We start from the raw sequence: 25187 nt of genomic DNA on the forward strand, positions 1-25187 counted from the left end.
GGTTTCCGTGGTCGGCGTGCGACTTGCTACTGTCGGCGGCGGAGGAGGTGCCGTGGTCACTCAAATGGACGTCGCCCGCCGCGCGGGCGTGGCGAGGCGAACCGTCTCGAACGTCGTCACCGGGTTCCCGTACGTCAGCGACGACGTGCGCGCGCGTGTGCAGCAAGCGATCGCGGAGCTCGGATACGTGCCCAATCGCGCCGCGCAGCAGCTGCGGACCGGACACAGCGGCGTGGTGGCGCTTGTCGTCCCGGAGATGGGGGTCGGCTACTTCGGGGAACTCTGCACGCTCATCGTCGAGGAGGCGGCGGCGCACGGCATCGGCACCGTCGTGGCGCAGACGCACGGCATCCGCGAGCGCGAAATGGCCGAGATCGAACGCCTCATCGCGCTCCAACCCGACGGGCTGATCGTGAGCCCGCTCGAACTCACTTCCGCCGACATCGGGAGCATCGGCGGCCGCGTGGGCCTCGCGTTGATCGGAGAGCACTTCGCCGGCTCGGGCGTCGGCTCGATCGCGGTGGACAACATCGCCGCCTCCGAGGCCGTGGTCGGCCACCTCATCCACTCGGGATGCGCGAGGATCGCCTACGTCGGCGTCGCCGGCCCCGCACCGCGATTCAACGAGCTGCGCAGGACCGGGTACACCGCCGCCCTGCGCGCCGCGGGACTCCCCGCGGTGCGCGAGGCCCACGCCGCCGACTTCACGGCGCGGGACGGGTACGACGCCGGGCGGGCTCTCGCCGATCGCATCGCCGGGGGCGAGGAGATCGATGCCGTCTTCTGCGTGACCGACGAGGTCGCCATCGGCGTGCTCCGCGCGCTGCACGACGCCGGGCTGCGGGTGCCGGCCGACATCGCGCTCGCCGGATTCGACGACATCACTGAAGGCCAGTACTCCATTCCTCGTCTGACGACCATCGCGCCCGACAAGCGCGGCATCGCGCAGCGAGCGGTCGCTCTCGTGCGCGGCGAGAACGCCCGTACCGACCCCGTCGACTTCCGCCTCGTGGAGCGGGAGAGCACCCAGCGCGCGTCCGCCTGACACACAGAAGCGCCGCACCCCGAGGGGATGCGGCGCTCCGGTGTCGGTGCCGTCAGGTGCCGGGGTAGGCCCGCAGGCGAGCGGATCCGTCGGGGGCGATCGTCACCGAGCCCCCCGAGCACGGCGGGTTGGACCTGCCCGACGTGTACGGCACGAGCAGGCCATCGAGCCTCAGCGGTGCATACACGGCGTCGCTGTTCTCCTGATCGAGACACTGGGCTGTGGAATCGTTCCAGTTCCAGTACTCGACCCACGACGCCTGGGGTGAGATGAGCGCACCCTGCTGCGGCACGAACAGGTTGCCGATCGAGAAGCTCGTGCCGTCGGCCGTGTCGGTCACCGTCGAGTTCCACCAGCCGGGGCGTCCGGGGATCTCCGCGACTCGGAAGACATAGGTCCGACCGGTGGTCCACGGACGGAACACCCGGACGGATCGGCCGGGCGCACCGTCGGTGTCGCCGGCCATCACCCCGTGCAGGCTCGGATTGACCTCGGCGTCGGTCGCCCCCCAGAGGGAGAACAGCCACTGCCTTCCGTTCGTGTTCCCGTAGGTCTGCACGCCGGTGTAGCCGCCCGACGTTCCAGAGATCCCGAACTGGTGGCTCCAGAAGATGTTCGCGGTCATCGTCGGCATCACCCGCAGCAGCGTGCTGAACTCGGCGACTCGGCCCGCGGCCGTCGCGCGGGGGTACGCGTAGAGCCCGGGCACTCCGGTTCCGTTCGTGTCGGCCTTCGGGTCCGGGGGCACGTCCACGATCCGGAAGGGCGATGAGAGCGCCCGGTGATGCGCGGCACCGGCGCTGAACGAGCTGGCCGACATCAGGTCGGCCACGAGCACGGTCTGCGCGTTCCATCCCGTCGGGACGGCGGCGTTGCTCACCCCCGCCACCGAGAACGTCAGGTCCGCCGGCGCTGCGAGGTCGCGCGTGAGGCGGTAGACCGCGTACCCGAACTTCCGCGAGCCGGTGTTCGGGTTGTAGTTCTCCGTGTAGTACTCGTCGGGGTCTCGCACCCAGAGGCCGTCCGAGGTGCTCGCTCCGACGGCCGGACCGCGGAAGAAGGCGAAGCCCGACGGGAAGATCCCGGCGTCCGCGCCGATGAACAGGCGGGATCCCGCAGGAAGAGAGACCCCGGGCGCCAGCTGCAGACGGAAGCGCGCCTCCAGCAGGTAGTTCTCCGGCCATGTCGGATCGCCGGTGTCGCGATCGCTCCCCGCCGGAGGCGAGTCGAAGCCGACGAACGACACGGTCACTCCATCCGGGACGGAGTCCGCGGCCGCGGACACCGGTGCGGCGGTGGAGGCGAGCGCCGCCATGGCCACCCAGGCCGCGCTCTTGGCGAAAGTCCGTCTGCTGATTCCTTCGGTTCCCATGCGAGGGTCCCCCTATCTCGGGTCGATCTTCGCCGGTCGCGTTCGACCGGCCCCCGCTCGGCCTCCGCAGGATGCCACGGCGTCAGAGAGCCCACCTGATCGCTCGCTGATTATTCTCCGGACGGTCGCCCCCCTGACCCCTGACCCCTGACACACAGAAGCGCCGCACCCCCGAGGGGATGCGGCGCTCCGGTGTCACGGTGTCACTCGGCGGCGGCGATCTTCTTCGCGTCGTCGGTGTTGAGCACGCGGAACAGGACCGCGGCGATGATCGCGCCGACGGCCGGGGCCACGATGTAGAGCCACAGCGAGCTCCACGCGAAGTGGCCGCTGACCGAGAGGCCGAGGGCCACGGCGGGGTTGAAGCCGCCGCCCGAGATGGAGCCGACGGTCGCGGCGCCGATGAACACGGTGGCGCCGATCGCGAGGCCGTAGAACGAGTTGCCCGCGGTGTCCTTCGACGTGGCGGAGTTCAGCACGACCCACACGAGGATGAGCGTGAACAGCGCCTCGACCAGGAACGCCGGGCCGACCTCGATCACCATGGCCTTGTCGCCCGCGGGCCAGACGGCGAGCGCGGCGAGGGCGGCGAGCGCGGCACCCACGAACTGGGCGATCAGGTAGGCGATGAAGTCGGCGACGCTGAGGCCGCCGCGGAGGAAGACGCCGAGCGAGACGGCGGGGTTCAGGTGAGCGCCGGAGATGTGGCCCGTGGAGTACACGAGCACCATCAGTGTGAAGCCGATCGCGAGCGGCGTCAGCGGGCTGCCGCTGTTGATGGCCGCGATGATCGCGAGGACGAAGAGGAAGGTGGCGATCGCTTCGGCGATGGCCTTCCGCGGTGTACCGGTCATGAGTGTGCCCTTTTCTGTGGAACCGAAGGCGGCCACCCCGTCCGCTCGGCAATTCGTAGCCGACGACCCGCCTTGCGGCACTGAGGATAGCGGCCGCGGTGGGCCGGGAGGCGGAGCCGCGCGGTCTTTTCTGGGAAAACGCTGAACGGGGCGCTGTCGCACCTGAGGACGGTGCAAGGCCGAAGGCTTCGCGCATGCCCCGCGCCCCTGTCAAGCCCGTCGCCCGTGGCCGTCCGCTCCCCCTAGCGTGCGAGCATGACCTCCCAGACTGCGCCCGCGACCGAGGCGCCCACCAAGCTGCGGCGCGCCATCACCGGCCCCCTGCTCTACGCCTTCATCCTCGGCGACGTGCTGGGCGCGGGCATCTACGCGCTCATGGGCGTGCTGTCGGGCAAGGTCGGCGGCCTGCTGTGGGCACCCCTGGTGCTGGCGCTGCTGCTGGCGCTGCTCACGGCGGGCTCCTACGCCGAGCTCGTCACCAAATACCCGCGCGCGGGCGGGGCCGCGGTGTTCGCGGAGCGCGCCTTCCACAGCCCGCTGGTGTCGTTCCTGGTGGGCTTCAGCATGCTCGCGGCCGGGGTGACCAGTGCCGCGGGGCTGGCTATCGCCTTCGCCGGTGATTACCTCAGCACCTTCGTCGACCTGCCGACCATCCCCGTCGCGATCGCCTTCCTCGCACTCGTCGGCCTGCTGAACGCCCGGGGGATCCGCGAGTCGATGGGCGCGAACCTCGTGATGACCGCGATCGAGCTCAGCGGTCTGGTGATCGTGATCGTCGTCGTCGCGATCTTCGTGGGCGGCGGCGGTGGCGACGTGTCGCGCGCGATGGCCGCGCCCGAGGGGTCGAACGTGGCGATCGCCGTGCTCTCCGGAGCCGTGATCGCGTACTACTCGTTCGTCGGGTTCGAGACCTCGGCGAACATGATCGAAGAGGTGAAGGACCCGCGCCGCACGTACCCGCGGGCGCTCTTCGCCGCCCTGATCACCGCCGGCGTCGTGTACGTGCTCGTGGGGCTCGCGAGCGCGATCGCCCTCCCGTCGTCCGAACTGCAGGAGTCCAGCGGCCCGCTGCTCGCCGTGGTGGAGGCCACCGGGATGAACGTGCCGTCGTGGCTGTTCAGCCTGATCGCCCTCATCGCCGTGGCCAACGGCGCCCTGTTGACCATGATCATGGTCAGCCGCCTCACGTACGGCATGGCCGAGCAGAACCTGTTGCCGTCCGTGCTCGGACGCGTGCTGCCGAAGCGGAAGACCCCGTGGGTCGCGATCCTCACCACGACCCTCGTCGCGATGGGCCTCACGCTCGTCGGCGACCTGGCCACTCTGGCCGAGACCGTGGTGCTGCTGCTGCTCGTCGTGTTCCTCAGCGTGAACGTGTCGGTGCTGGTGCTGCGGCGCGACCGCGTGGAGCACGACCACTTCCGCGTATGGACCTTCGTGCCGGTGCTGGGCGTCGGGTCGTGCATCCTGCTGCTCACCCAGCAGCGTGCGCAGGTGTGGCTGTTCGGCGCGATCCTGCTCGCGGTGGGCGGGGTGCTGTACGCCGTGGCACGCTGGACGCGTTCCCGTTCGACGACCGACGACCAGAAGGAGCATCATGAGCACGCCTGACCACGACCGCACCGGCGACGACCGCGAGAGCTTCGAGGAGAACCGGCACGACCAGCTCACCTCGGCTCCCGATGCGACCGAGGCCGACGCCGCCCCCCGCATCGACGTGAGCGAGCACGACGGCACCACGCGCGTCGACATCCGCGACGACGCCGAGGTGCGCCCGGGCCCCGGCCCCGGCATGCCCGAGGCCGACGGCGAGGACTGACCCCGAACGTACGAACGCCCGCTCTCCTCCCCCGGGAGCGGGCGTTCGCGTGTGCGCCGCGATCAGAACAGCGTGTAGCCGCCGTCGACCACGAGCACGGTGCCCGACATGAAGCTCGCCGCGTCGGAGGCGAGGAACACGACGGACGGGCTGACCTCGCTCGGCGTGGCGTAGCGCTGCTGAGCCGAGTCCTCGATCCAGAAGCGGCGGAAGCGCGGCTCGTCCACCGGCGACATGTCGGTCTTGATGTATCCGGGCGCGACGGCGTTGACCCGCACGCCGGACGGGGCCCACTCCGCCGCGAGCGACTTGGTGAGGTGGTGCACCGCGGCCTTGGAGGCGTTGTACGCCGGCTGGAACTGCGGACGGTTCACGATCTGCGCCGAGATCGAGCCCACGTTCACGATCGACCCGGAGCCGCGGGCGACCATGTGCGCGCCGACGGTCTGCGACATCCGCCACAGGGCCGTGAGGTTCGTGTCGATCACGTGCGACCACTCGTCGTCGGTCACCTCGAGCGCCGGACGGTGGATGCACGCCCCGGCGTTGTTGATGAGGATGTCGAGGCGTCCGCCCGCGGCGTCGATGGCCTCGGCGGCGATGCGGTCGACCGACGCACGGTCGGTCAGGTCGCCCAGCACCACCCAGGCCCGGCGCCCCACGGCCTCGATCTCCGCCGCGGTCTCGCGTGCCGCCGCTTCGTCGCGGCCGTGCACGACCACGTCGGCTCCGGCCTCGGCGAGCGCGCGGGCGAACTCCCGTCCGAGGCCGCGCGTGGCGCCGGTGACGAGGGCGGTGCGGTCGGTGAGGGCGAATGTGTCCATGACGCTCATGCGTCGTCTCCTTCGGTCGGGGTGAGGATCGCGTCGGCCCGGTGGCGGGTCGCGCGGATGAGGTCGGCGTTGGGGCCGTCGACGTGGGTCGCCCAGGCGACGGCGTCGTCGTGGGAGCGGCCGTGGGCCTCGTGACGGGCGACGAGGCGGCGCACGCGCAGTCCGTCGGGCACGTCGAGGTACCAGACCTCGTCGAGCAGCGGGCGCACGCGCTCCCAGCCGCCCGCGTCGTGCAGCAGGTAGTTGCCCTCCACCACGATCACGCGGTCGGAGGCGGAGAGCGGGAGGGCGCCGGCGACCGCGGCGTCGAGGTCGCGGTCGAAACGCGGGGCGAGTACGGCCTCGCCCGCGCGGAGTCGGGTGAGCAGGGCGGCGAAGCCGTGCACGTCGAAGGTCTCCGGGGCGCCCTTGCGGTCGCGCAGTCCGAGACGGTCGAGGTGCTCGTTGGCGAGGTGGAACCCGTCCATCGGCAGCACCGGTTCCCCCAGGGCGGCGGCGAGCGTGGACTTGCCGGCGCCGGGCGGCCCGACGACGCCGAGTAGGAACGGACGTGCGTCGCGGGAGAGCTCGCGCACCCGGACGGGGGCGTCGGCGGCGGTCAGTGCGCGCATCGGGTTCTTTCGGGGAAGGGACGGGTGGGGGGCACGGGCCGGGGGAACGGGCGGCCGCCCGCTCCCCCGACGCGGTGTCACTGGTCCAGCAGACCGGCCTCCTTGTACAGGTCGATGTACTCCTGCACGTTGTCCTTCGTGATCAGCGGGTTGCCGATGTCGACGTTGACCTCGTCCTCGGCGCCCGTGAGCAGGTCATGCACGGCCTTGAGGTTCAGCTGCGCCAGCTCGCGGGCGTTCTGCAGCGAGGTCGCCGTCATGGTCCCCGCCTCGATGAGCAGCGTGGCCTCGGGGGTGCCGTCCACGCCGAACGCGAGGATGCCGTCGAAGCCGCTCTTGCCCTTCACGGCCTCGAGCGCGCCCGACGCCATGTTGTCGTTCATCGAGATGATCGCGTCGATCTGCGGGTTCGCGAGCGACCAGTCCTCCATGAGGGTCATGGCCTCGTCCTTGTTCCAGTTCGCGATGTCCTCCGCGACGATGTTCACGTCGCTGCGCTTCTCGAAGAACTCCTTCTGCCACGCGTCACGGCGGGCCGTGCTGTGGAAGTTGCCCGCCGGGCCGTTCAGCACCACGACGTTGGCGCCGTCGGGGATCTGCTCGACCGCGAGCTCGGCGACCACGGCGCCCTGCTTGTACGGGTCGGCGTCGACCGAGTTGCCGCCGCTCAGGCCCTCGACGCGCGGGTTCGTGGTGATGGTCACGATGCCCGCGTCGATGGACTGCTGGATGTACGGCAGCTGCGCGTCGGCGTTGTTCGCCTGGATGATGATCGCGTCGAACCGGTTGGCGATCGCGTTCTCGATCATCTTGTTCTCGATCTCGTCGTCGGCCTGGCCGTCGAACACCTCGAGAGTGATGTCGTCGTAGTTGCCGGCTTCCTGCTTCATCTCGTTCGCGAGCCACGCGGCGAACGAGTCGGCCTGGGCGCGGGCGATGTACGCGACGCGGTACTCGTCCTTGTCCTCGGAGGCGCCTCCGCCGCCGTTCCCGGCCGGGTTCCCGGTGGTGACGGCGCAGCCGGCGAGGCTGATCGCCGCGGCGGCAGCGGCGCCGAGCGCGATGATCCTGCGGGTAAGACTCTTCATTGTCTTCTCCTGTTTTCTGTGGGTGGGTGAAGCGATGGACGGAGGGGTCAGGACGAGGTCCTGCCGCCTCCCGGATCGGATGCGGACGAGGAGGCTCCGACGGGGAAGGGGTCACCCTTCGCGTCGGACTTGAGGATGGTGGTCTTCGCCTTGCCGCGCTTGCTGAAGACGTCGTAGGCGACGGCGACGACGATGATGGCGCCCATCACGATCTGCTGGATGTACGAGCCGATCCCGATGAGGTTCATGATGTTGCCGAGGATGCCGACGATCAGCGCGCCCGCGAGGGTGCCCATGACCGTGCCGACGCCGCCCGAGAAGCTGGTGCCGCCGATGATCGGGGCGGTGATGGCCTGCAGCTCGTAGCCGACGCCCGCGTTGGGGAGCCCGGCGTTGACGCGCGACATGAAGATCACGCCCGCGATGCCGACCAGGGCGCCGTTGACGAGGAACGCCTGGTACTTCACCCGCTCGACCGAGATGCCGGCAGCGCGAGCCGCCTCCTCGTTGCCGCCGACCGCGTAGACGGAGCGGCCGTAGCGGGTCTGGTTCATCAGGTACCAGATCACGATGGTGACGCCGATGAGCACCAGCACCGGGATGGGCAGCCAGCCGAGGTTGCCCTGGCCGATGAGGATGAAGTCGCCCAGCTGCAGCACGTTCTGCCCCTGCGTGAGCTCGAGCACCGCGCCGCGCGCCATCAGCATCATGCCGAGGGTCACGATGAACGCGGGGGTCTTCAGCGTCGCCACGAGGAACGCGTTGACGAGGTTGCAGAGCATGCCGATGAGGATGCCGGCGAGGATCGCGAGCAGCAGGTTGCCCGTCGACTTGTAGACCAGCACCGACACGACGCCCGCGAACGCCATGACGGCACCGGCCGACAGGTCGATCATGCCGCCGATGATGAGCGTCATCGCGCCGAACGCGAGGATCGTGATCACGGCGACCTGGCGGAGCACGTTGAAGATGTTGTCGGAGCTCAGGAAGTTCGGGCTCAGGAAGCTCGCCGCGACGATCACCACCAGCAGGATGATGTAGATCGAGAAGCGGTTCACCTCGAGTCTCTTCAGGTTCTGGAGCATTGTCATGCCACCTCGATTTCATTCATGGCGTAGGTGAGGATGGTTTCCTGCGAGAACTGATCGGGCGTCAGCTCCGCGGTGAGGCGTCCGGCCGACATCACGTAGATGCGGTCGCACATCCCGATGAGCTCGGGCAGCTCGGAGGAGATCATGAGGATGCCGCGGCCCTGGCGGGCGAGCTCGGTCATGATCTTGTAGATCTCGAACTTGGCGCCGACGTCGATGCCGCGGGTGGGCTCGTCGAGCAGCAGCACCTTCGGGTCGGCGATCAGCCAGCGGGCGAGGAGCACCTTCTGCTGGTTGCCGCCGCTGAGGTTCGCGATGCGCGTCTGCAGGCTGGGCGCCTTGACGTTCATCTTCTGGAAGTACTCGGTGACGAGCTTCTCCTCCTCGCGGCGCCGCGCGAAGCCCCCGCGGATGACCTTGCGCAGGCTCGCCAGCGTGGCGTTCTTCATGATGCTCAGCTGCGGGACGATGCCGACCAGGCGGCGGTCCTCCGAGAGCATCGCGACGCCGGCCTTGATCGCGTGGGTGGGGTTCTTGATCTTCACGGTCTTCGTGTCGACCTCGATCTCGCCCGCGTCGAGCTTGTCGAGCCCGAACACCGCACGGATGACCTCGCTGCGTCCGGCGCCGATGAGCCCCGCGAGCCCGACGATCTCGCCCGCGCGGATGTGCAGGTCGATGTCCTCGAACATGTGCGCGGCGGAGAGCCCGGTGGCGCGGAACACGGTGTCGCCGATCTCGACCCGCTCCTTGGGGTAGGACTGGTGGTCGAGGTCGCGGCCCACCATCTGCGCGATCACCTGACTGGAGGTGATGTCCGCGGCGGGCTGCGAGCGGACGACGGTGCCGTCGCGCAGCACGCTGATGTCGTCGGCGAGCTCGAAGACCTCGTCCATCTTGTGCGAGATGTAGATGATCGACTTGCCCTGGGCGCGCAGGTCGCGGATCTTCGCGAACAGCGACTCGACCTCCTTGTGCGCAATGGCCGAGGTCGGCTCGTCCATGATCAGCACGTCGGCGCTGTGGTAGACCGCGCGCAGGATCTCCAGGGTCTGGATCTCCGACACGGTGAGGGTGCCCAGGCGCCGGTTGATCGAGAACTCCAGGCCCTCCTCGGCGAGGATGCGGCGGGCCTCGCTGCGGATGAACCGCCAGTCGACCTTGCCGTACTTCATCGGCAGCCGGCCGAGGAAGAAGCTCTCCGCGATCGTCATGCCCGGCACGTAGTTGAGCTCCTGCGAGATCATCGCGATGCCGCGGGCGCGGGCGTCGATGGGGTTCTTGATCCGCACCTCCTCGCCGCGCACCCGGATCGTCCCGGCGTCGGGCTGGTAGATGCCGTTGATGATCTTCATGAGCGTCGACTTGCCGGCGCCGTTCTCGCCGCACAGGGCGTGCACGGTGCCGGGGCGCACGTCGAAGGAGACGTCGTCGAGGGCCTTCACCCCGGGGAACGACTTCGACACCCCCTCGACCGACAGCAGCGTCTCGCTCATGACGCCGCCTTGACCGACGGCTCGTCCACGCGCCGGGTGCGGGGCAGGACGATGCGCTTGAGCGAGTCGATCGACCCCTCGCCCGACAGCGCCTCCTCGACCTGCTCGATGCCGTACACGTGGGTGACGAGCGAGTCGAGCTCGACCTGGCCGGACTCGAGCAGGGCGCGGGCGATGGGCCAGGTGCCGGTGTAGCGGAAGATGCCGGTGACGTTCAGCTCGCGCATCGCGACCTCGGGCACCGAGAGCGGGAACTCGTCGGCGCTGCCCACCAGCACCACGGTGCCGCCCGCGCGGGTGGATCGGATGCCGTTGACGATCGCGGGGGTGGCGCCCGAGGCGTCGATGAAGACGTTCGCCGCCAGCTCGACGGTGGACTCCGCGGCGGGGTCGACCACGCGGGCGCCGTAGGAGGCGGCGAGCTCGCGGCGGGCCGGGTTGATGTCGGCGACCACGACGTCGACCGCGCCGAACGCCTTCGCGACCTGCGCGGCGATGATGCCGATGGGGCCGCCGCCGGCGATCAGCACGGTGTCGCCCACCTTGATGCCGCCCTTCTGCGCGGCGGCGATGCCCACCGACAGCGGCTCCATGAGCGCGGCGGCGTTGTCGCTGATGGCGTCGGGCACCTCGTAGGCGAAGTCGTCCTGGATCAGCACGTAGTCGCAGAAGGCGCCGTCGATCGGCGGGGTGGCGTAGAACTCCATCTGCGGGCAGAGGTTGTAGTCGCCGGCGCGGCAGAAGTCGCACCGGCGGCAGGGGCGCTGCGGCTCGATGGCGACGCGCTGCCCGACGCGGGCGGGGTCGACGTCGGCGCCGACCGCGACGATCCGGCCGCTCACCTCGTGGCCGAGGATCAGCGGGGTCTCGACGATGTAGGGTCCGATGCGTCCGTGCTCGTAGTAGTGCACGTCGGATCCGCAGACGCCGACGCTCGCGACCTCCACGAGCACCTCGTCCGCGGCGGGCGTGGGGACGGGGCGCTCCTCGAGCACCAGGTCCTTCACCCCCCGCAGCACGCTGGCGGTCATCGTGGACGGGATCTCAGACATGAGTGTCCTCTCTCTTGGGGGAAAGCGGGTGGGCCGCGGCTGGCTCGGCCTGCAGGTCGGCGAGGTGCAGGTAGCGGTCCCACACGTCGCTGCGGTCGGCGGCGGGCTCGGTCACCGAGGTGGTGGCGGGGCGCCAGGCCGCGGTCACGGCGGCGACCGTCTCGCCGCGGTGCACGGCGGCGGCCTGGATCGCGGCGCCGCGCGCGGTGCCCTCCGGCGCGTCGACGCTGTGCACGGGCCGCTGCGTGAGGTCGGCGATCACCTGCCGGTACGCGAGCGAGCGGGCGCCGCCGCCGATCGCGATGGTGAGGCCCGTGGTGGGGATGCCGAGCGCCGCGAGGGCCCGCTCCCCGCGGACGAGTCCGAGCGCGACGCCCTCGAACGCGGCGAGGGCGAGCTGCTCGCGTCCGGTCGCGGTGGTGAGTCCGGCGAGCATGCCCCGGGCGGACGGGAGCCGGGGCGAGCGCTCCCCGTCGAGGTAGGCGGCCAGCACGGGTCGTTCCGGGTCGAGCGGGGCGGCGAGGGCGAGGTCGGTGAGCTCGCGGTGGTCGACGCCGAGCAGCCGCGCGATCGTGTCGGTCACCTTGGTGGCGTTGAGCGTGCAGACGAGCGGCAGGTAGCCGCCGGTCACGTTGGCGACACCGTCGACGGCCCCGGTCACGTCGGCGACCGGGTCGGGCGTGGTCGCGAACACGACGCCCGAGGTGCCGAGGCTGTACGCCACGTCGCCCTCGCCGAGGCCGATGCCCTGGGCGGCGAGGTGCTGGTCGCCGCCACCCGCGCTGACCTGCGCGTCGCGGTCGATGCCGAGCGCGTCGGCCGCGGCGGGGAGGATGCGCCCGGCGGCCTCGTCGGGTCCGAGCACCTCGGGCAGCAGCGGCGCCCAGTCGCGCTCGCCCACCGCCTCGTCGAGGATGTCGGTGCGCCACCGTCCCGTCGCGGCGGAGTAGTAGCCGGTGCCCGAGGCGTCGGAGCGGTCGGTCACGCGGCGCCCGGTGAGGCGGTACGTGAGCCAGTCGTGCGGCACGGAGAGGTGACGCGCGCGGGCGAGGGTCTCCGGCTCGGTCTCGGCCAGCAGCGCGAGCTTCGACACGGTGATGGCCGCCGACGGCACGATCCCGATCTGCTGCGCCCACCAGGCGGCGGGGTGACGCGCGAGCAGCGCCGCGGCCTGCGGGGCGGAGGTGGTGTCGTTCCACAGTCGCGCGGGGCGCAGGACGCGTCCGTCGGCATCCGACACGACGAGGCCGTGGCACTGCGCACCGACGCCGACCGCGACGATCCGCACGTCGGCGCCGCGGCGGGCCTCGGCCATCGCGGCGACCAGGGCCGCCCACCACGCCTCGGGGTCCTGCTCGCTGACGGGCGGGTGGGTCACGGGGTGGGGGGCGCGCCCGGTGGCGACGAGCGCCCCGGTGGCGGCGTCGCGCAGCTCGACCGTGCACGACTGGGTGGAGCTGTCGACTCCGGCGACCACGTCGATCATCGCGCGACCTTCTCGAACGGGGGGACGGTGAGGCGGGAGGGGTCGGCGGGGAGGTCTTCGAGGCGTCCGACGGCGCCCGCGGGGTGCGTGGTCATGAACTCCGCCCACGTGTAGCCGCGACCGCGCATGAGCACCTCGGCGAGCGCGTCGCCCCACGCGGACTGCGCGATCGTGATGCCGGTGGCCACGATGCCGCCGATGTCGGCCGAGGGCTGCACGGCCACGGCGACGCTGTGGTCGGCGAGCCGCGCGAGGGGGGTGTCGTGGCTGCGGGTGAGGGCGATCACGCGGGCGCCGCGGCCGCGGGCGATGCGGGCGAGCTGCACGACCTCGTCGGAGGCGCCGCCGTTGGAGATCAGCAGCACGAGGTCGTCGGCGGTGATGGCGCCGGAGGCCCCGTGCAGCCCGTCCATCGGGGAGAACGGCAGCGACGGCGTACCGGTGACGGACAGGATGTGCGCCATGCGCCGGGCGACCGTGCCGGAGGTGCCCGAGCCGCCGATGAACAGCTTGCCCGTGGCGGACAGGATCATCGAGGCCGCGGTGACCAGGGTGCCGTCGATCGTGTCGATCAGTGCGCGCACGGCCTCGGCCTCGGCCTGGAGCCGCCCGCGCGCTACCGCCAGGATGTCGTCATCGACGTTCAACACGTTCTCCCTCGATCGCGCCTCGCACATGCTGCGCTCATCTGTGATGCTTGGATGTACGTTTGAGCATAGGAACCGTCGCAAGCCGGAGGAAAGGCAGCCGTCACATATGTCACAGTTTCGTGATTTCAACGCTCAAATGAGCGATGCGACGAAGAGCGTGGATCAGGATCGCGCCCTCATGGCGGCCGTCGCCCGGGCGCACTACCTGGAGGACCGCTCCCGCGTCGACATCTCCGACGCCCTCGGCATCTCGCGCTTCAAGGTCGCCCGCCTGCTCAGCCGCGCCAAGGAGGAGGGCATCGTCACGATCGAGATCCACGACTGGGGTCTCCCCGACGTGGAGCTGAGCCAGCGCCTGCAGGACAAGCTCGGCCTGGAGCGCTGCCTCGTCGTGCGCTCACACGGAGACGACGATGACGTGCGCCGCCAGATCGGCGCCGCCGCCGCCCGCGCGCTCAGCGAGACGCTGCAGGAGGACGAGGTGCTCGGCGTCACCTGGGGCCGCACGCTCACCGCCACCGCGAGCCAGTTCGCGCACCTGCCGCGCCTGTCGATCGTGCAGCTCACCGGTGTCGTGGCGGGCGACCTCGCCTCCTCCCCGATCGAGGTGGTGCGACAGACCTCGCGTCGCGCGGGAGGCGCGGTGTACCCGATCTTCTCGCCGCTCATCGTGGACGACCGCGAGACCGCGATGAGCCTGCGCCGGCACCCCGACATCCGCTCGGCGATCGACCTTTTCCCCTCGGTCACCACGGCGCTGCTGTCGGTCGGAGCATGGGACCCGCCCGTGTCGCAGGTGCGCGACGTGCTGCCCATCGACGACCTCGCCAACGCGCTCAGCAAGGGGTGCGTCGCCGACATCGCCGGCATCCTCATCCGCAGCGACGGGACCCCCGTCGACACGGAGTTCCAGGACCGCTGCATCAACATCTCGTACGAGCAGCTCCAGAAAGTGCCGCGCGTGGTCGCCGTCGCGGGAGGAGCAGCGAAGGCCGACGCGATCCGCACCGTGTCGCGGGTGGGACTGATCAGCGAACTGTTCACCGACCACGCCCTCGCCCAGGCCGTGCTGGCGGACGACGAGTGATGCGGATCGCCGGATCGCTGTGGTCCGTGGCCCCGGACGACCGCCTCGACACCGCGCTGCGACTGCGCGACGCGGGCCTGAGCCGGCTGCACTGGGACACCACCGACGGACGGTTCGCCGCGGCCGGGGGCTTCACGCCGGACGCCGCCGCCGCGCTGGCCGCGCAGACGGGCATGGCGGCCGAGGCGCACGTGATGGCGCACCGCTCCGCGCGCGAGGTCGACGCGTGGGCCGACTTCTGCGACCTCGTGATCGTGCACGTCGAGAGCGACGACTGGAAGGATGCGGTCGCGCGGATCGAACGCCGGGGCATGCGCGCCGGGCTCGCCGTCTCCCCGCAGACGCCCGCGACGGCCGTGCCGCTCGACCTGCCCGTGCTGTGCATGTCGATCGTGCCGGGGCAGGCAGGGAGCGCGTTCGACGAGCGGGTGCTGGCGAAGCTCTCGGCCCTCCGCGATGCCGCGCCCGCACGACCCCTCGGCGTGGACGGCGGCGTGCGCCGTGAGCACGCGGAGGCCCTGTCCGCGGCCGGCGCCGACTGGGCCGTGGTGGGCACCGACCTCGTGTTCGACGGCACCGCGGCGTGGTCCGACCTGCTGCGGCCCGCCGCCGACGTCTGAGCCGCGCGGGTCAGGCCGCGGGCGGCAGCTCGTGCCCGAGCGTGCGAGCGGCCTGACGCGCCATGCCCCAGGCGACGAACTCACCCGCGGGCGGTGCCGTCATCGGGATGTCGAGGATGAGCGGCGCGATCTCCCTGACCGCCGCCGACCGGGCGCCGCCGCCGATCAGGATGCCCCGCGCCGTCGGCACCCCGAGCGCGCGGATCGCGTCGAGGCCGTAGCGCAGGCCGCCCAGCACGCCCTCGAACGCGGAACGCGCCAGGTTCTCGCGCGTGGTGGCCGCGAGGGTCATGCCGAACAGGGTGCCCGTGGCGTCGGGCAGGTTCGGCGTGCGCTCCCCCTCGAAGTACGGCTCCAGCACCAGTCCCCCGGCACCCGGGTCGGCGGCGAGCGCGAGCCGCCCGAGCTCCACGTGGTCCACCGCGAGCAGCGTGGCCAGCGTGTCGAGCACGCGCGCCGCGTTCACGGTCGCGACGAGAGGCAGGTGGCCCCCGGCCGCGTCGGCGAAGCCCGCGACCATGCCCGACGGGTCGATCGTGCGGTGGGCACTCGTGGCGAACACCGTGCCGCTCGTGCCGATCGACACCACCACGTCGCCCACGGCCGCGCCGAGCCCCAGCGCCGCACCGGCGTTGTCGCCCGACCCCGGGCCGACGCGGCGCCCGTCCGCATCGGTCACGGCCGCGTCGTGCGCGAGCACGCGGGGCAGGATCGCGTCGCGGCCGAGCGCGGCGCCGAACAGCTCGCGGTCGTAGCCCGCGTCGGTCCAGTAGCCGGTGCCCGAGGCCTCGGAGCGGTCGGTGACCAGCTCGTCGAGGGCGGCTCCGCGCGGCGCGTCCGGTCCGAAGCCGCGCAACCGCCAGGTGAGCCAGTCGTGGGGCAGGGCGACCGCTCGCACCTGCGCGGCGTGCTCCGGCTCGTGCTCGCGCAGCCACCGCACCTTGGTGAGCGTGAACGACGGCACGGGCACCAGGCCCGTGCGCTCGGCGAGGGCGGCGGCGCCGTGCTCCGCGATCAGGGCGGCCGCCGCGTCTGCCGAGCGCAGGTCGTTCCACAGCAGGGCCGGTCGCACGACCCGTCCCCGGCCGTCGAGCGCGACCATGCCGTGCTGCTGTCCGCTGATCGCCCAGGCCCGCACGTCGTCGAGCCCGCCCGCCGCGGCGATCGCGGCCTGCAGCGCCCGCCACCACTCCTCCGGGTCGACCTCGGTGCCCGGCGGGTGCGGCGCACGCCCCTCGCGGATCACCCGACCGGAGAGGGCGTCGGCGATGACGACCTTGCAGGACTGGGTCGAGGAGTCGATTCCCGCCACGAGTTCCATCCTGCGATCATCCCACGGCGTCAGAGCCATCCCTTGTTCTTGAACGCCGCGTAGAGTCCGAGGCCCATCGCGACCATGAGCGCGAGCGCCATCGGATAACCGAGCAGCCAGTGCAGCTCGGGCATGTGGTCGAAGTTCATGCCGTAGATCGTGCCGACCAGGGTCGGGGCGAACAGGATCGCCGCCCAGCCGGAGATCTTCTTCACCTCTTCGTTCTGCCGGATGCTGAGCTCGGTCATGCGCCGCATCTCCTCGTTCTGGCGGCGCGCGACGATGGTCGACTCGACCGTGAGCGCGTTGTCGAGCACGGTGCGGAACGTGGTCGCCCTGTCGCTCACGCGCAGGGTGTGGTCGAGCACGTCGCGCAGGTACCGCTGCAGCTCCTCGCTCACCCGGTACTTGTCGGAACCGCGCAGGAGCGCCTCGAGCATGCCGACGAGCGGCTGGGTGGCGCGCTGGAAGTCGATCACCTCGCGGCCCAGGTCGTAGATGCGCTGCGTGGCGTCCACATCCTCCTCGAAGAGCTGGCTCTCGATCTCGTCGATGTCGTTCTCGAGGCCGGCGAGCACGGGGGCGTACTCGTCGACCACCTCGTCGAGGATCGCGTACAGCACGGCCTCCGGCCCGTGGGAGAGCAGCGCGGGGTCGGCCTCGAGGCGGCGGCGCACCCGCGCCAGATCCGGAGCCTCCGCGTGGCGGATGGTCACCACGAAGTCCGGCCCGACGAGCACGTGCACCTCGCCGAACTCGACCTCCTCCAGGTCGTCGAGGTAGCGGGCGGGTCGCAGCACCATGAACAGCACGTCACCGTAGCGCTCGAGCTTGGAGCGCTGGTGGCCGGACAGCGCGTCCTCCACCACGAGCTCGTGGAGGGCGAACTCGTCGGCCACGGCGCGGATCTCCTCCGGACTCGGCCGGTACAGCCCGATCCAGCTCATGCCGCGTCGCTCGCGCATGCGCTCGAACGTCTCGCTGAGGGTCCGCGGGTTCTCCGTGCGGACGCCGTCCACGTAGATCGCGTTGTCGACGATCGCCACGACGACCCCTTCCGATCAGCCGGTGCTCACTCCTCCGCGGGCGCGACGCACGGGAGCGCGGCGTCCGTGGTGGCCTGGTGGTACTGCTCCGCGGTGAACGGCAGCCCGAAGTCGGGGGCGGTCTGCCCGGACGCGGCGGGGGCCTTCGACGCGATGGCCGCGAGCTCCCACGACAGCTGCTGGGCGAACAGCGCCCCGGCGGTGGAGTCGTTCAGCACCACGGCGACCGTGAACCCGGTGGCCGGGTCGGAGTAGGCGGCGGTCGCATAGCCGGGGGTCCAGCCGTGCTGGCCGACCATCGAGCCGACGAGGTAGGCACCGCCGGTGGCCTGGAACCACGACGCGGCCGTGTCGGACACGGGCAGCGGCGAGCCGAAGCGCGCGGGCTCCTCCTTCGTGCGCAGCGCCTGCGCGGCCTCCGCCTGGGCGTAGCGGCCGAGGTCGGTGATGGTCGACACGACGCCGGAGTCGGTGAAGCCGGAGCTGGACGAGAGGGTGGTGATGTCGACCGGGGCCGCGCAGTTGAATCCGCCCTCGACAGCCGACATGTAGTGGCCGTTCATGGCGGGCTCGGGCACCGGCGGGGCGGCCTGCGGCGTGGGCAGCTCGGTCTGCGTGAGGCCGAGGGGCTCGGTGACGTACTCCGCGATGAGCTCGCGCGCGGTCATGCCGGTGGCGCGCTCGAGCGCCAGGCCGAGCAGCAGGTAGCCCGCGTCGGAGTCGCGGAAGGTCGTGTGCGGGGCCACCCTGGCGCGGCCGAGGCCGTAGCCGGCGAGCTCGAGCGGAGCCCACACGCGCTCGGGGGTGTTGATCCAGGCGGCCTTGGCGGTCTCCTCGGACGACCCGGCGCCGCTCGTGCCGTTGCAGAGGTCGAGCAGGGTCACGTCGGTCATGTCCGCGACGCCGGAGACGTAGGTGGGCACCTTCGCGTCGAGCTCCACGGTGCCCTCGTCGGCGAGCGCGTACAGCACGTCGCACGTCATGAGGCGCGTGACGTCGGCGATGCGGAACGACATGTCCGTCGTCAGCTCGGCCCCGCCCTCCTTGTCCTGCGTGCCGGCCGCCGCGACCCAGCTGCCGCTCCACGGCACCCAGACGCCGACGATGGCTCCGGACGCACCCGACGCGGTGAGCGCGTTGTCGACCGCGGTCTGCATCGCCGCGACGGTGTCGTCGGGCAGGGAGGCGTCGACCTGGTCGGGCGGCGTGTAGCTGAAGGAGTCCTCGGACGAACAACCGGTGAGGACGAGCCCGAGCACGACGGCCGTGGCCGCTGCGGCGCGCCACCGGCGCGACGAGAGAAGCTGCATGTGAAGGAACCCCCGAGGACGTATCTCCCGAGTCTAGAGCGAGGATGCTGGAAGTCCGCCTCGCGGGACCGCGCCGATCGCGGCCCGTAGGGTGTGAGGGTGCCCCACGACTTCGCTCCCGACGTGATCGCCGCCGTGCTCCGCCACATGAACGGCGACCACACCGACGACAACCTGCTGATCGCCCGCGCCTTCGCCGAGCCCGCCGACCAGGAGCCGACGGCGTCCGTCATGACCGGCTTCGACGGCGAGGCCGGCGTGTGGGAGGTCACCCGCGGCGGCTCCACCTCGACGCTGCGCGTGCCGTGGCCCGGCGGCCCGATCACGGAGCGCCCCGAGGTGCGGCGCGAGGTCGTGGCGCTGTACGACGCGGCGTGCGCGCGCCTGGGCGTCGAGCCGCGGCCGCACGACTGACTCCGCACCGACCCGGACTTCCGTCCAAGGTTAGGCTGCCCTTACACTGGGGCCATGCCCGAGATCCTCTCCTTCTCCGCCGCCCTCCGCGAGCGCTCCTCCGGGTCGCACTCGCGCAGCGAGACGGCCGGCTTCATGTCCGACCTGCTCAAGGGCGAGGGCTCCCGCGAGGACTACATCGCGCTCGTCGCGCAGCACTACTTCATCTACGAGGCCCTCGAGAGCGCGGGCGACCGCATGCGCACCGACCCCGTCGCCTCCGTGTTCCTCAGCGACAAGCTCACCCGCCTCCCCGCGCTCGAGGCCGACCTCGAGTTCCTGCTCGGCGCGGACTGGCGCGACCGGATCACGCCGCTGCCCACCACGCAGCGCTACGTGGAGCGCATCCGCCAGGTGGGCGCGACCTGGGCCGGGGGCTTCGTCGCCCACCACTACACGCGCTACCTCGGCGACCTCTCCGGCGGCATCTTCATCGGCCGCGTCATGTCCCGCCGCTTCGGCTTCGAGACCAACGGCGTCGGCTTCTACCTGTTCGACGACATCGCCGACCCGTCCGCCTTCAAGGACGTGTACCGCGAACAGCTCGACGCCGCCCCGTGGGACGAGGCGGAGCGCGAGCGCGTGATCGACGAGGTGCTGCTCGCCTACCGGTTCAACACAGAGCTGTTCGAAGACCTCGACCGCGCCCGCGCCGCCGCCTGAGCGCCCTCACCGGTCCCTGAGCGAGCGACCACGAGACGAAGGGCGTCCACCGCGGTTCAGCCCGTGGGAAGCTCCGGCGTCGACGCCGCCAGCCACGCGTCGCGCATGAAGCGCCGCACGTCCTCGTCGACCCGGATGTCGCTCGGCCGCAACGGTCGCGACAGGTACAGCCCGTCGAGCGAGGTCAGACGGCTCAGCGCCACATAGGTCTGCCCCGGCGCGAACGCCCCGGAGCCGAGGTCGATGATCGCGCGGTCATAGGTCTTGCCCTGCGACTTGTGGATCGTCACGGCCCACGCGAGCCGCAGCGGGAACTGCGTGAACTCCGCCACCACGTCGCGGGACAGCTTCTTCGTGTTCGGGTCGTAGGCGTAACGGAATCGTTCCCACACGGCCGGCTCGACCTCCACCTCCTCGCCGTCGATCTCCACCCGCACGGCCCCGCCGAGAATGCGGGTGACGGTGCCGATGGTGCCGTTGACCCAGCGCGGCGGCTCGCCCGACATGGCGGTGTCGTTGCGGAGGAACATCACCTGCGCGCCGACCTTGAGCTTGAGCTCCGACTCGGCAGGCAGGGCGGCCTCGCCGCGTCCGAAGTCGCCGTTGATCTCGGCGCGCGCGGTCTGCTCCTTGCCGGGGAGGGCGGCGAGGTGACGGCCGTTGATGCCGTTCACGATGTCGTTGCGCGTCGCGAGGGTGATCATCGGCACCTCGCCCGGCTCGGGGTCGGGCGGCGTGCGGGCACCCTGCGCGTTCAGCACCCCGGCGATCTCCGCGGTCACCCGGCCGTAGCGCACGGCGTTGAGCATCGCCTTGAACCCGTCGTCGGACTGCCGGTGGATCTGCACCAGCTCCCGCACGTGCAGCTCGGCCCTGGTGTCGACCTGGAACAGGCCCTCCTGGTCGGAGAGCCCGGAGCCGCCCGACCACACCTTCGCGTCGAAGAACCAGAAGGAGCGGTAGTGGTCCTTCACGTAGCGGGCCTCGTCGCCGCGCGGCGGGACCGGCGCGAGCTGGTATGGGTCGCCGAACATCACCACCTGCACACCGCCGAACGGTTCGCCCCTGTGCCCGCGGGCCTGCCGCAGCGAGCGGTCGATCGCGTCCATGAGGTCGGCGTTGACCATCGAGATCTCGTCGATCACGAGGGTCTCGATCGCGTTCAGGATGCGCCGGGTGGCATCGTTCTGGTCGATGTCCGCGTCGCCGATCAGCCCGATCGGGAGCCGGAACAGCGAGTGGATCGTCTGCCCCTCGACGTTCAGCGCGGCGACGCCGGTGGGCGCGCAGATCGCGATCTGCTTCTTCGTGTTCCAGGCGAAGTGCTGCAGGAGCGTCGACTTGCCGGTGCCGGCGCGGCCGGTGATGAACACGTGCTCCCCGGTGTCCTCGATGAGGCGGAACAGCTCCTGCTGCTCCTCGGACAGGGCGGGAAGGGACACGGTTCTCTCAGGGCTGCAGGGGCGGACGGGGGCGCCCACCCATGCTACGTCGCGCCGGGAGTCGCGGGGCGCCGACGCTCGGCGTCCCCCCAGGACTCCCTCCTAGACTGACGCCATGGAGCGGGCCGGGAGGAGCACGCCCCGGCGTGCGCGCCTGGGCGTGGATCTGACCATGCTCGCCGTCGTCGGCGTGATGCTGTTCGCCGCGATCGGGGCGGGCGGCGCGACCCTCTACCAGCAGTTCTACGGCCCCTCGGCGTTCGTGGTGCGCTACCTCGACCTGCTCGCATCCGGCCGCGCGGCCGATGCGCTCCGGGTGCCCGGTGTCGCCATCGACCGCGAGACGCTCGAGAAGGCCGGCATCGACCCCCGCGCCTCGGAGGCGATGCTGCGGCGCTCCGCGCTCGGCCCCCTCACCGACATCGAGGTGAAGTCCGAACGGCCCTCCGGCGACGGCACTGCCGTCACCGTCGGCTATACGGCCGGTGGCCATCACGGCACCACGACCTTCCAGGTGCAGCAGGACGGCTGGGCCGGCGTCACCCCCGACTGGCGGTTCACGACGAGCCCTCTTGCGGTGGTCCAGCTCACCGTGCGCGGCTCCGACCGCTTCGCCGTGAACGGGTTCGAGGTCGATCGTCGGCAGGTGTCCGTCGCGGGGGCCGAGGCCCAGCCGCTCGACCCCCTGCCGCTGCTCGTGTTCACCCCCGGCGTCTACTCCGTCACGGTCGACACCGCGATCTCGACGTCGTCCGGCCACGGAGTGCTCGCCGACAAGCCGCTCGCCGTCACGCCGCTCGACGTGCAGACCGAGCCGACTCCCGAGTTCGTGTCGGTGGTGCAGCAGCGCGTCGAGGAGTTCCTCACGCAGTGCACGACCCAGGAGGTGCTGCAGCCCACCGCGTGCCCGTTCGGCCTGCGCGTGACGAACCGCATCTCCGCGCCGCCCACCTGGTCGATCACGAGTCAGCCCCAGATCGCGGTCGTCCCCGCCGAGGACGGTCAGTGGCAGATCCCGCCGGCCGATGCGGTGGCCCACGTCGAGGTCGAGATCCAGTCGCTGTTCGACGGCTCGGTCGAGCCGGTGTCGGAAGACGTGCCGTTCCGCGTGAACGGCACCATCGCGATCCTCCCCGACGGCTCCGCGTCGATCAGGGTCGGCTCTCCCGACGAGCCCGCCGAGGACTGACGCCGGGGATCAGCGCCGGTCGCGCTGGGCCTGGCGCTCCGCCGCGCGCTGGTCCCGCGCCGCGAGCTCGGCGAGGCGCGCGTTGTACTCCTCCAGCTCGGCGTCGCCCGTGCGGTCGGCGTGCCGGTCGCGACGCTTCTGCAGCTTGGTGTCGCTGCGGCTCCACTGGATCGCGACCGTGATGGCGAGGATCAACGTGGGGATCTCCCCGATCGACCAGGCGATGCCGCCGCCCACGTACTGATCGGTCATGGGATCGGCGCCCCAGTCGCGGCCCATCGCGCCGAACCAGTCGGCGACCATCAGCCCCTCCTGCATCATGATCGCCATGCCGAAGAACGCGTGCATGGCCATCACGGCGATGAGGGTGATGAGCCGGCCGGGGTACGGCAGCCGGTACGGCACGGGGTCGGCACCGATCAGGCTCATCACGAACAGGTAGCCCGAGATCAGGAAGTGGATGACCATCCACTCGTGCCCGAGGTGCTCGTACATCGACCAGCGCACCAGGTCGGTGAAGTAGAACGCCCACAGCGAGACGATGAAGATCGCGGCCGCGACGAACGGGTGGGTCACCACGCGCGCGAACGGCGAGTGCACGGCCCACATGATCCACTCGCGGCCGCCGCGGGTGCCGTCGTCGCGCTTGTGGATCGCGCGCAACGCCAGGGTGATGGGTGCACCCGAGACGAGCAGCAGCGGGATCGCCATCGAGAGCATCATGTGCCCGAGCATGTGCACGCTGAACAGGTACTCCTGATACGCGTTGATGGGCCCGCCCGTCACCCACACCAGCATCAGCATGCCCAGCACCCAGAAGACGGTGCGGTGGATCGGCCAGCGGTCGCCGCGCAGCCGCAGCCGCCGCACGCCCGCGAGGTAGAGGAAGAGCCCGAACCCGGCAGCCACCAGCCACAGCACGTCGATGTCCCACGCCGTGAACCACCGCGCCAGGGTGAGCTCGGGGGGAAGCAGGGAGCCGGTGAGGATCTGCGCCGGGGTCTGCGCGAACGCGGCGGTCTCGCCCGTGGGCGGAGGCGTGCGCGCGAGGGCCGCCGCGGCGCCCGAGGCGAGCCCCATCAGCGCGACCTCGCCCAGCACCAGCAGCCAGAACCAGCGGTTGGCGCGGTCACCGTCGAGCTTCGGGATGAGTCGGGCGCGGTACCAGGCGCCGAGCAGGCCCATGCCGATCAGCAGCACGGCCTTGACGATCACGATCGTGCCGTATGGCGTCGACCACACCGCCTCCCAGGACCCCACCGCGACGATCGACCGGGTGAAGCCGGAGAGCGCCACGACCGCGAAGGCCGCGATGGCGAGCGAGGAGTAGCGCGACACCAGGCGGGCGCGGTCGATGCCGGGCTCTCCGCGCAGCAGCACTAGCAGCAGCAGGCCGCCCAGCCACACCGCGGCCCCGATGGTGTGCAGCAGGATCGAGTTGACCGCCATGTTGTGGCCGTCGAGGTCGCCCGCATGGCCCTGGGTCGCCAGCGGCAGGAACGACACCGCGGCGAGCAGGGCCGTGATCAGGGTGGGCGTCCAGGACCGCCAGGCGAACGCGAGCACCGTGATCACGGCGCCGAGGATCGTGGTGATGAGCCACGACTGTCCGAGCGGCAGCTCCAGCAGGAACCGTCCGAGCTGTGCACCGAACTCCCGCTCGATGCTGAGCTTCGGGTTGAACGCCGCCATGAACGCGAGGAAGCCGGCGAGACCGGCCGAGACCGTGAACACCGCGGCGCCGATCGACGCGATGTTCAGGGCCCTGTCGAACGATCGCTCGCCCGCGCGGAGTGCGAACAGAGCGAGCACGAGCGACCCGAGCATGAGCGCGCCCGAGATGTTCATCACGAGCTTGGCGATCGGTGTGCCCCACAGCACCACGGGCCCCGGGTCCTGCAGCAGGGGCGGCTTGGCACCGCCGCCGATGAGCAGCGCCCACACGAGGGCGACGAGACCCGCCGCCAGCAGGATGACGACGCCGGCGACGCGATACGCCGACGTCGTGCTCGGCGTCTCGGTGCGGGAACTCACCCCTCCAGCCTAGGCGCGCTGGACGGGGGGAAAGCACGAAGGCCGCTCCCGGATCGGGAGCGGCCTTCGAACGGGTGCGGTCTTACTTGACGGCAGCCTTGAGCTTGGAGCCGGCGGTCACCTTGACGCGCTTGCCAGCGGGGATCTTGATCTCGGCGCCGGTCTGCGGGTTGCGGCCCGTGCGAGCAGCGGTGTCGACCTGCTCGAAGGAGATCCAGCCCGGGATCGAGACCTTGCTGCCCTTGGCGACAGCGTCGGAGACCGTGGCGAACAGCGAGTCGAGGACACCGGAGACGGTGGCCTGGCTCTGGCCGGTGGCGGAAGCGATGCTCGCGACGAGCTCGGTCTTGGTGATGGACTTGTCAGCCATGTCATCCTCCAGCGACGAAGGACCGTCGCATCGTTGTGGGTGCGAGAGGCGGGTGCCTCCCGTTGGTCGAGTGACCGCCTTGAATGTACCAACCACCACCCGGATTTCCGCGTCATTTCGCGGGTTTTGACCAATTACCCGGCGTGTCGCGCCACTTTGGTCACACGTGTCACAGAATTCGGGAGGCTCATGCCCTCGCGCGGGACGGCGCCGACGATCACGGGATCGGCGTCCGCGAGCGCCACCCACCCCTGCCGGCCTGCC

Annotated in this window: 24 protein-coding genes; 8 read left to right on the top strand and 16 right to left on the bottom strand. The window is 71.0% G+C overall.

Annotated features, from left to right (window positions below; translation table 11 throughout):
- Nucleotides 1–52: 52 nt before the first annotated feature.
- The gene (locus ACFWCH_RS04275; RefSeq protein ID WP_378802986.1) at nt 53–1045 is read left to right on the top strand and encodes a LacI family DNA-binding transcriptional regulator; all 993 of its coding nucleotides are present in this window, start codon (nt 53–55) and stop codon (nt 1043–1045) included.
- Nucleotides 1046–1097: 52 nt separating this feature from the next.
- On the opposite strand, the gene ACFWCH_RS04280 is transcribed toward ACFWCH_RS04275, so the two are convergent.
- Together ACFWCH_RS04280 and ACFWCH_RS04285 are read right to left on the bottom strand one after the other, a co-directional pair.
- Complete coding sequence (locus tag ACFWCH_RS04280; RefSeq protein WP_378802987.1) at nt 1098–2417, bottom strand: hypothetical protein; 1320 nt, start codon at nt 2415–2417, stop codon at nt 1098–1100.
- 203 nt (nt 2418–2620) lie between these two features.
- Nucleotides 2621–3271 (bottom strand): MIP/aquaporin family protein, encoded by a 651-nt coding sequence (locus tag ACFWCH_RS04285; RefSeq protein WP_378802989.1) that lies wholly within the window; start codon nt 3269–3271, stop codon nt 2621–2623.
- A 255-nt stretch (nt 3272–3526) separates the two neighbouring features.
- Here ACFWCH_RS04285 and ACFWCH_RS04290 point away from each other — a divergent pair, with 255 nt between their 5' ends.
- Nucleotides 3527–4882 carry an APC family permease gene (locus ACFWCH_RS04290; protein WP_136044350.1) on the top strand — a complete coding sequence of 452 codons (1356 nt, stop codon included), beginning with the start codon at nt 3527–3529 and terminating at the stop codon, nt 4880–4882.
- Nucleotides 4869–5090 (top strand): multidrug transporter, encoded by a 222-nt coding sequence (locus tag ACFWCH_RS04295; protein WP_136029719.1) that lies wholly within the window; start codon nt 4869–4871, stop codon nt 5088–5090. Before ACFWCH_RS04290 ends, ACFWCH_RS04295 begins: the two co-directional genes overlap by 14 nt.
- A gap of 62 nt (nt 5091–5152) precedes the next feature.
- Here ACFWCH_RS04295 and ACFWCH_RS04300 read toward each other — a convergent pair whose 3' ends face one another.
- The 8 genes from ACFWCH_RS04300 to ACFWCH_RS04335 form a co-directional block, all read right to left on the bottom strand.
- On the bottom strand, nt 5153–5923 hold the full coding sequence (locus ACFWCH_RS04300; RefSeq protein ID WP_136037150.1) for an SDR family NAD(P)-dependent oxidoreductase: 771 nt from the start codon (nt 5921–5923) through the stop codon (nt 5153–5155).
- Nucleotides 5920–6534, bottom strand: coding sequence for a nucleoside/nucleotide kinase family protein (locus ACFWCH_RS04305; RefSeq protein WP_136044351.1), 615 nt, complete (start codon nt 6532–6534; stop codon nt 5920–5922). The genes ACFWCH_RS04300 and ACFWCH_RS04305 overlap by 4 nt, the downstream gene beginning before the upstream one ends.
- 77 nt (nt 6535–6611) lie before the next feature.
- Nucleotides 6612–7622 carry a sugar ABC transporter substrate-binding protein gene (locus ACFWCH_RS04310; protein WP_136044352.1) on the bottom strand — a complete coding sequence of 337 codons (1011 nt, stop codon included), beginning with the start codon at nt 7620–7622 and terminating at the stop codon, nt 6612–6614.
- Between the two features lie 47 nt (nt 7623–7669).
- On the bottom strand, nt 7670–8713 hold the full coding sequence (locus ACFWCH_RS04315; protein WP_240744513.1) for an ABC transporter permease: 1044 nt from the start codon (nt 8711–8713) through the stop codon (nt 7670–7672).
- Nucleotides 8710–10209 carry a sugar ABC transporter ATP-binding protein gene (locus tag ACFWCH_RS04320; protein WP_378802990.1) on the bottom strand — a complete coding sequence of 500 codons (1500 nt, stop codon included), beginning with the start codon at nt 10207–10209 and terminating at the stop codon, nt 8710–8712. The genes ACFWCH_RS04315 and ACFWCH_RS04320 overlap by 4 nt, the downstream gene beginning before the upstream one ends.
- Nucleotides 10206–11261, bottom strand: a complete 1056-nt coding sequence (locus tag ACFWCH_RS04325; protein ID WP_136044354.1) for an NAD(P)-dependent alcohol dehydrogenase — start codon at nt 11259–11261, stop codon at nt 10206–10208. The genes ACFWCH_RS04320 and ACFWCH_RS04325 overlap by 4 nt, the downstream gene beginning before the upstream one ends.
- Nucleotides 11254–12747, bottom strand: a complete 1494-nt coding sequence (gene xylB / locus ACFWCH_RS04330; protein WP_378802991.1) for a xylulokinase — start codon at nt 12745–12747, stop codon at nt 11254–11256. Before xylB ends, ACFWCH_RS04325 begins: the two co-directional genes overlap by 8 nt.
- Nucleotides 12744–13397: an SIS domain-containing protein gene (locus tag ACFWCH_RS04335; protein ID WP_378802992.1), complete on the bottom strand. Its 654-nt coding sequence runs from the start codon at nt 13395–13397 to the stop codon at nt 12744–12746. Before ACFWCH_RS04335 ends, xylB begins: the two co-directional genes overlap by 4 nt.
- Before the next feature lie 136 nt (nt 13398–13533).
- On the opposite strand from ACFWCH_RS04335, the gene ACFWCH_RS04340 reads away from it, so the two are divergent.
- On the top strand, nt 13534–14484 hold the full coding sequence (locus ACFWCH_RS04340) for a sugar-binding transcriptional regulator (protein WP_168387142.1): 951 nt from the start codon (nt 13534–13536) through the stop codon (nt 14482–14484).
- Nucleotides 14484–15104: a hypothetical protein gene (locus ACFWCH_RS04345; RefSeq protein ID WP_366628152.1), complete on the top strand. Its 621-nt coding sequence runs from the start codon at nt 14484–14486 to the stop codon at nt 15102–15104. Before ACFWCH_RS04340 ends, ACFWCH_RS04345 begins: the two co-directional genes overlap by 1 nt.
- Before the next feature lie 10 nt (nt 15105–15114).
- Here ACFWCH_RS04345 and ACFWCH_RS04350 read toward each other — a convergent pair whose 3' ends face one another.
- The 3 genes from ACFWCH_RS04350 to ACFWCH_RS04360 are packed head-to-tail and all read right to left on the bottom strand — an operon-like array spanning nt 15115 to nt 18772.
- Nucleotides 15115–16425: an FGGY family carbohydrate kinase gene (locus tag ACFWCH_RS04350; protein WP_378802993.1), complete on the bottom strand. Its 1311-nt coding sequence runs from the start codon at nt 16423–16425 to the stop codon at nt 15115–15117.
- 20 nt (nt 16426–16445) lie between these two features.
- Complete coding sequence (gene corA / locus ACFWCH_RS04355) at nt 16446–17462, bottom strand: magnesium/cobalt transporter CorA (protein ID WP_206252316.1); 1017 nt, start codon at nt 17460–17462, stop codon at nt 16446–16448.
- Nucleotides 17463–17488: 26 nt separating this feature from the next.
- Entirely contained in the window at nt 17489–18772 is a 1284-nt protein-coding gene (locus ACFWCH_RS04360; RefSeq protein ID WP_136029698.1) for a serine hydrolase, read from the bottom strand.
- Nucleotides 18773–18871: 99 nt separating this feature from the next.
- On the opposite strand from ACFWCH_RS04360, the gene ACFWCH_RS04365 reads away from it, so the two are divergent.
- Both ACFWCH_RS04365 and ACFWCH_RS04370 read left to right on the top strand, forming a co-directional pair.
- Nucleotides 18872–19186, top strand: a complete 315-nt coding sequence (locus ACFWCH_RS04365) for a DUF2470 domain-containing protein (RefSeq protein ID WP_136044268.1) — start codon at nt 18872–18874, stop codon at nt 19184–19186.
- 54 nt (nt 19187–19240) lie between these two features.
- Nucleotides 19241–19888: a heme oxygenase (biliverdin-producing) gene (locus ACFWCH_RS04370; RefSeq protein ID WP_240744512.1), complete on the top strand. Its 648-nt coding sequence runs from the start codon at nt 19241–19243 to the stop codon at nt 19886–19888.
- A 56-nt stretch (nt 19889–19944) separates the two neighbouring features.
- Here the strand turns inward: ACFWCH_RS04370 and ACFWCH_RS04375 are convergent, their stop codons facing one another.
- Complete coding sequence (locus ACFWCH_RS04375; RefSeq protein ID WP_378802994.1) at nt 19945–21330, bottom strand: ATP-dependent RecD-like DNA helicase; 1386 nt, start codon at nt 21328–21330, stop codon at nt 19945–19947.
- Between the two features lie 115 nt (nt 21331–21445).
- Between ACFWCH_RS04375 and ACFWCH_RS04380 the strand changes: the two genes are divergently transcribed.
- Nucleotides 21446–22519, top strand: coding sequence for a hypothetical protein (locus tag ACFWCH_RS04380; RefSeq protein ID WP_136044270.1), 1074 nt, complete (start codon nt 21446–21448; stop codon nt 22517–22519).
- 9 nt (nt 22520–22528) lie between these two features.
- On the opposite strand, the gene ACFWCH_RS04385 is transcribed toward ACFWCH_RS04380, so the two are convergent.
- On the bottom strand, nt 22529–24553 hold the full coding sequence (locus ACFWCH_RS04385) for a cytochrome c oxidase assembly protein (protein WP_378802995.1): 2025 nt from the start codon (nt 24551–24553) through the stop codon (nt 22529–22531).
- 82 nt (nt 24554–24635) lie between these two features.
- Nucleotides 24636–24923: an HU family DNA-binding protein gene (locus ACFWCH_RS04390; protein WP_017203554.1), complete on the bottom strand. Its 288-nt coding sequence runs from the start codon at nt 24921–24923 to the stop codon at nt 24636–24638.
- Nucleotides 24924–25187: the final 264 nt, after the last annotated feature.

It is taken from the genome of Microbacterium sp. NPDC060132, assembly GCF_042729675.1.
Lineage (GTDB): Bacteria > Actinomycetota > Actinomycetes > Actinomycetales > Microbacteriaceae > Microbacterium > Microbacterium sufflavum.

Excerpts from the sequence above, each read along its gene's own strand:
- ACFWCH_RS04370 (WP_240744512.1), top strand. The coding sequence starts at position 19,241 with ATGCCCGAGATCCTCTCCTTCTCCGCCGCCCTCCGCGAGCGCTCCTCC.
- ACFWCH_RS04290 (WP_136044350.1), top strand. The coding sequence starts at position 3,527 with ATGACCTCCCAGACTGCGCCCGCGACCGAGGCGCCCACCAAGCTGCGG.
- ACFWCH_RS04300 (WP_136037150.1), bottom strand. The coding sequence starts at position 5,923 with ATGAGCGTCATGGACACATTCGCCCTCACCGACCGCACCGCCCTCGTC.
- ACFWCH_RS04305 (WP_136044351.1), bottom strand. The coding sequence starts at position 6,534 with ATGCGCGCACTGACCGCCGCCGACGCCCCCGTCCGGGTGCGCGAGCTC.
- ACFWCH_RS04320 (WP_378802990.1), bottom strand. The coding sequence starts at position 10,209 with ATGAGCGAGACGCTGCTGTCGGTCGAGGGGGTGTCGAAGTCGTTCCCC.
- ACFWCH_RS04345 (WP_366628152.1), top strand. The coding sequence starts at position 14,484 with ATGCGGATCGCCGGATCGCTGTGGTCCGTGGCCCCGGACGACCGCCTC.
- ACFWCH_RS04325 (WP_136044354.1), bottom strand. The coding sequence starts at position 11,261 with ATGTCTGAGATCCCGTCCACGATGACCGCCAGCGTGCTGCGGGGGGTG.
- ACFWCH_RS04310 (WP_136044352.1), bottom strand. The coding sequence starts at position 7,622 with ATGAAGAGTCTTACCCGCAGGATCATCGCGCTCGGCGCCGCTGCCGCC.
- ACFWCH_RS04390 (WP_017203554.1), bottom strand. The coding sequence starts at position 24,923 with ATGGCTGACAAGTCCATCACCAAGACCGAGCTCGTCGCGAGCATCGCT.
- ACFWCH_RS04360 (WP_136029698.1), bottom strand. The coding sequence starts at position 18,772 with ATGCAGCTTCTCTCGTCGCGCCGGTGGCGCGCCGCAGCGGCCACGGCC.
- ACFWCH_RS04295 (WP_136029719.1), top strand. The coding sequence starts at position 4,869 with ATGAGCACGCCTGACCACGACCGCACCGGCGACGACCGCGAGAGCTTC.
- ACFWCH_RS04350 (WP_378802993.1), bottom strand. The coding sequence starts at position 16,425 with ATGGAACTCGTGGCGGGAATCGACTCCTCGACCCAGTCCTGCAAGGTC.
- ACFWCH_RS04315 (WP_240744513.1), bottom strand. The coding sequence starts at position 8,713 with ATGACAATGCTCCAGAACCTGAAGAGACTCGAGGTGAACCGCTTCTCG.
- ACFWCH_RS04285 (WP_378802989.1), bottom strand. The coding sequence starts at position 3,271 with ATGACCGGTACACCGCGGAAGGCCATCGCCGAAGCGATCGCCACCTTC.
- xylB (WP_378802991.1), bottom strand. The coding sequence starts at position 12,747 with ATGATCGACGTGGTCGCCGGAGTCGACAGCTCCACCCAGTCGTGCACG.
- ACFWCH_RS04280 (WP_378802987.1), bottom strand. The coding sequence starts at position 2,417 with ATGGGAACCGAAGGAATCAGCAGACGGACTTTCGCCAAGAGCGCGGCC.
- ACFWCH_RS04340 (WP_168387142.1), top strand. The coding sequence starts at position 13,534 with ATGAGCGATGCGACGAAGAGCGTGGATCAGGATCGCGCCCTCATGGCG.
- ACFWCH_RS04380 (WP_136044270.1), top strand. The coding sequence starts at position 21,446 with ATGGAGCGGGCCGGGAGGAGCACGCCCCGGCGTGCGCGCCTGGGCGTG.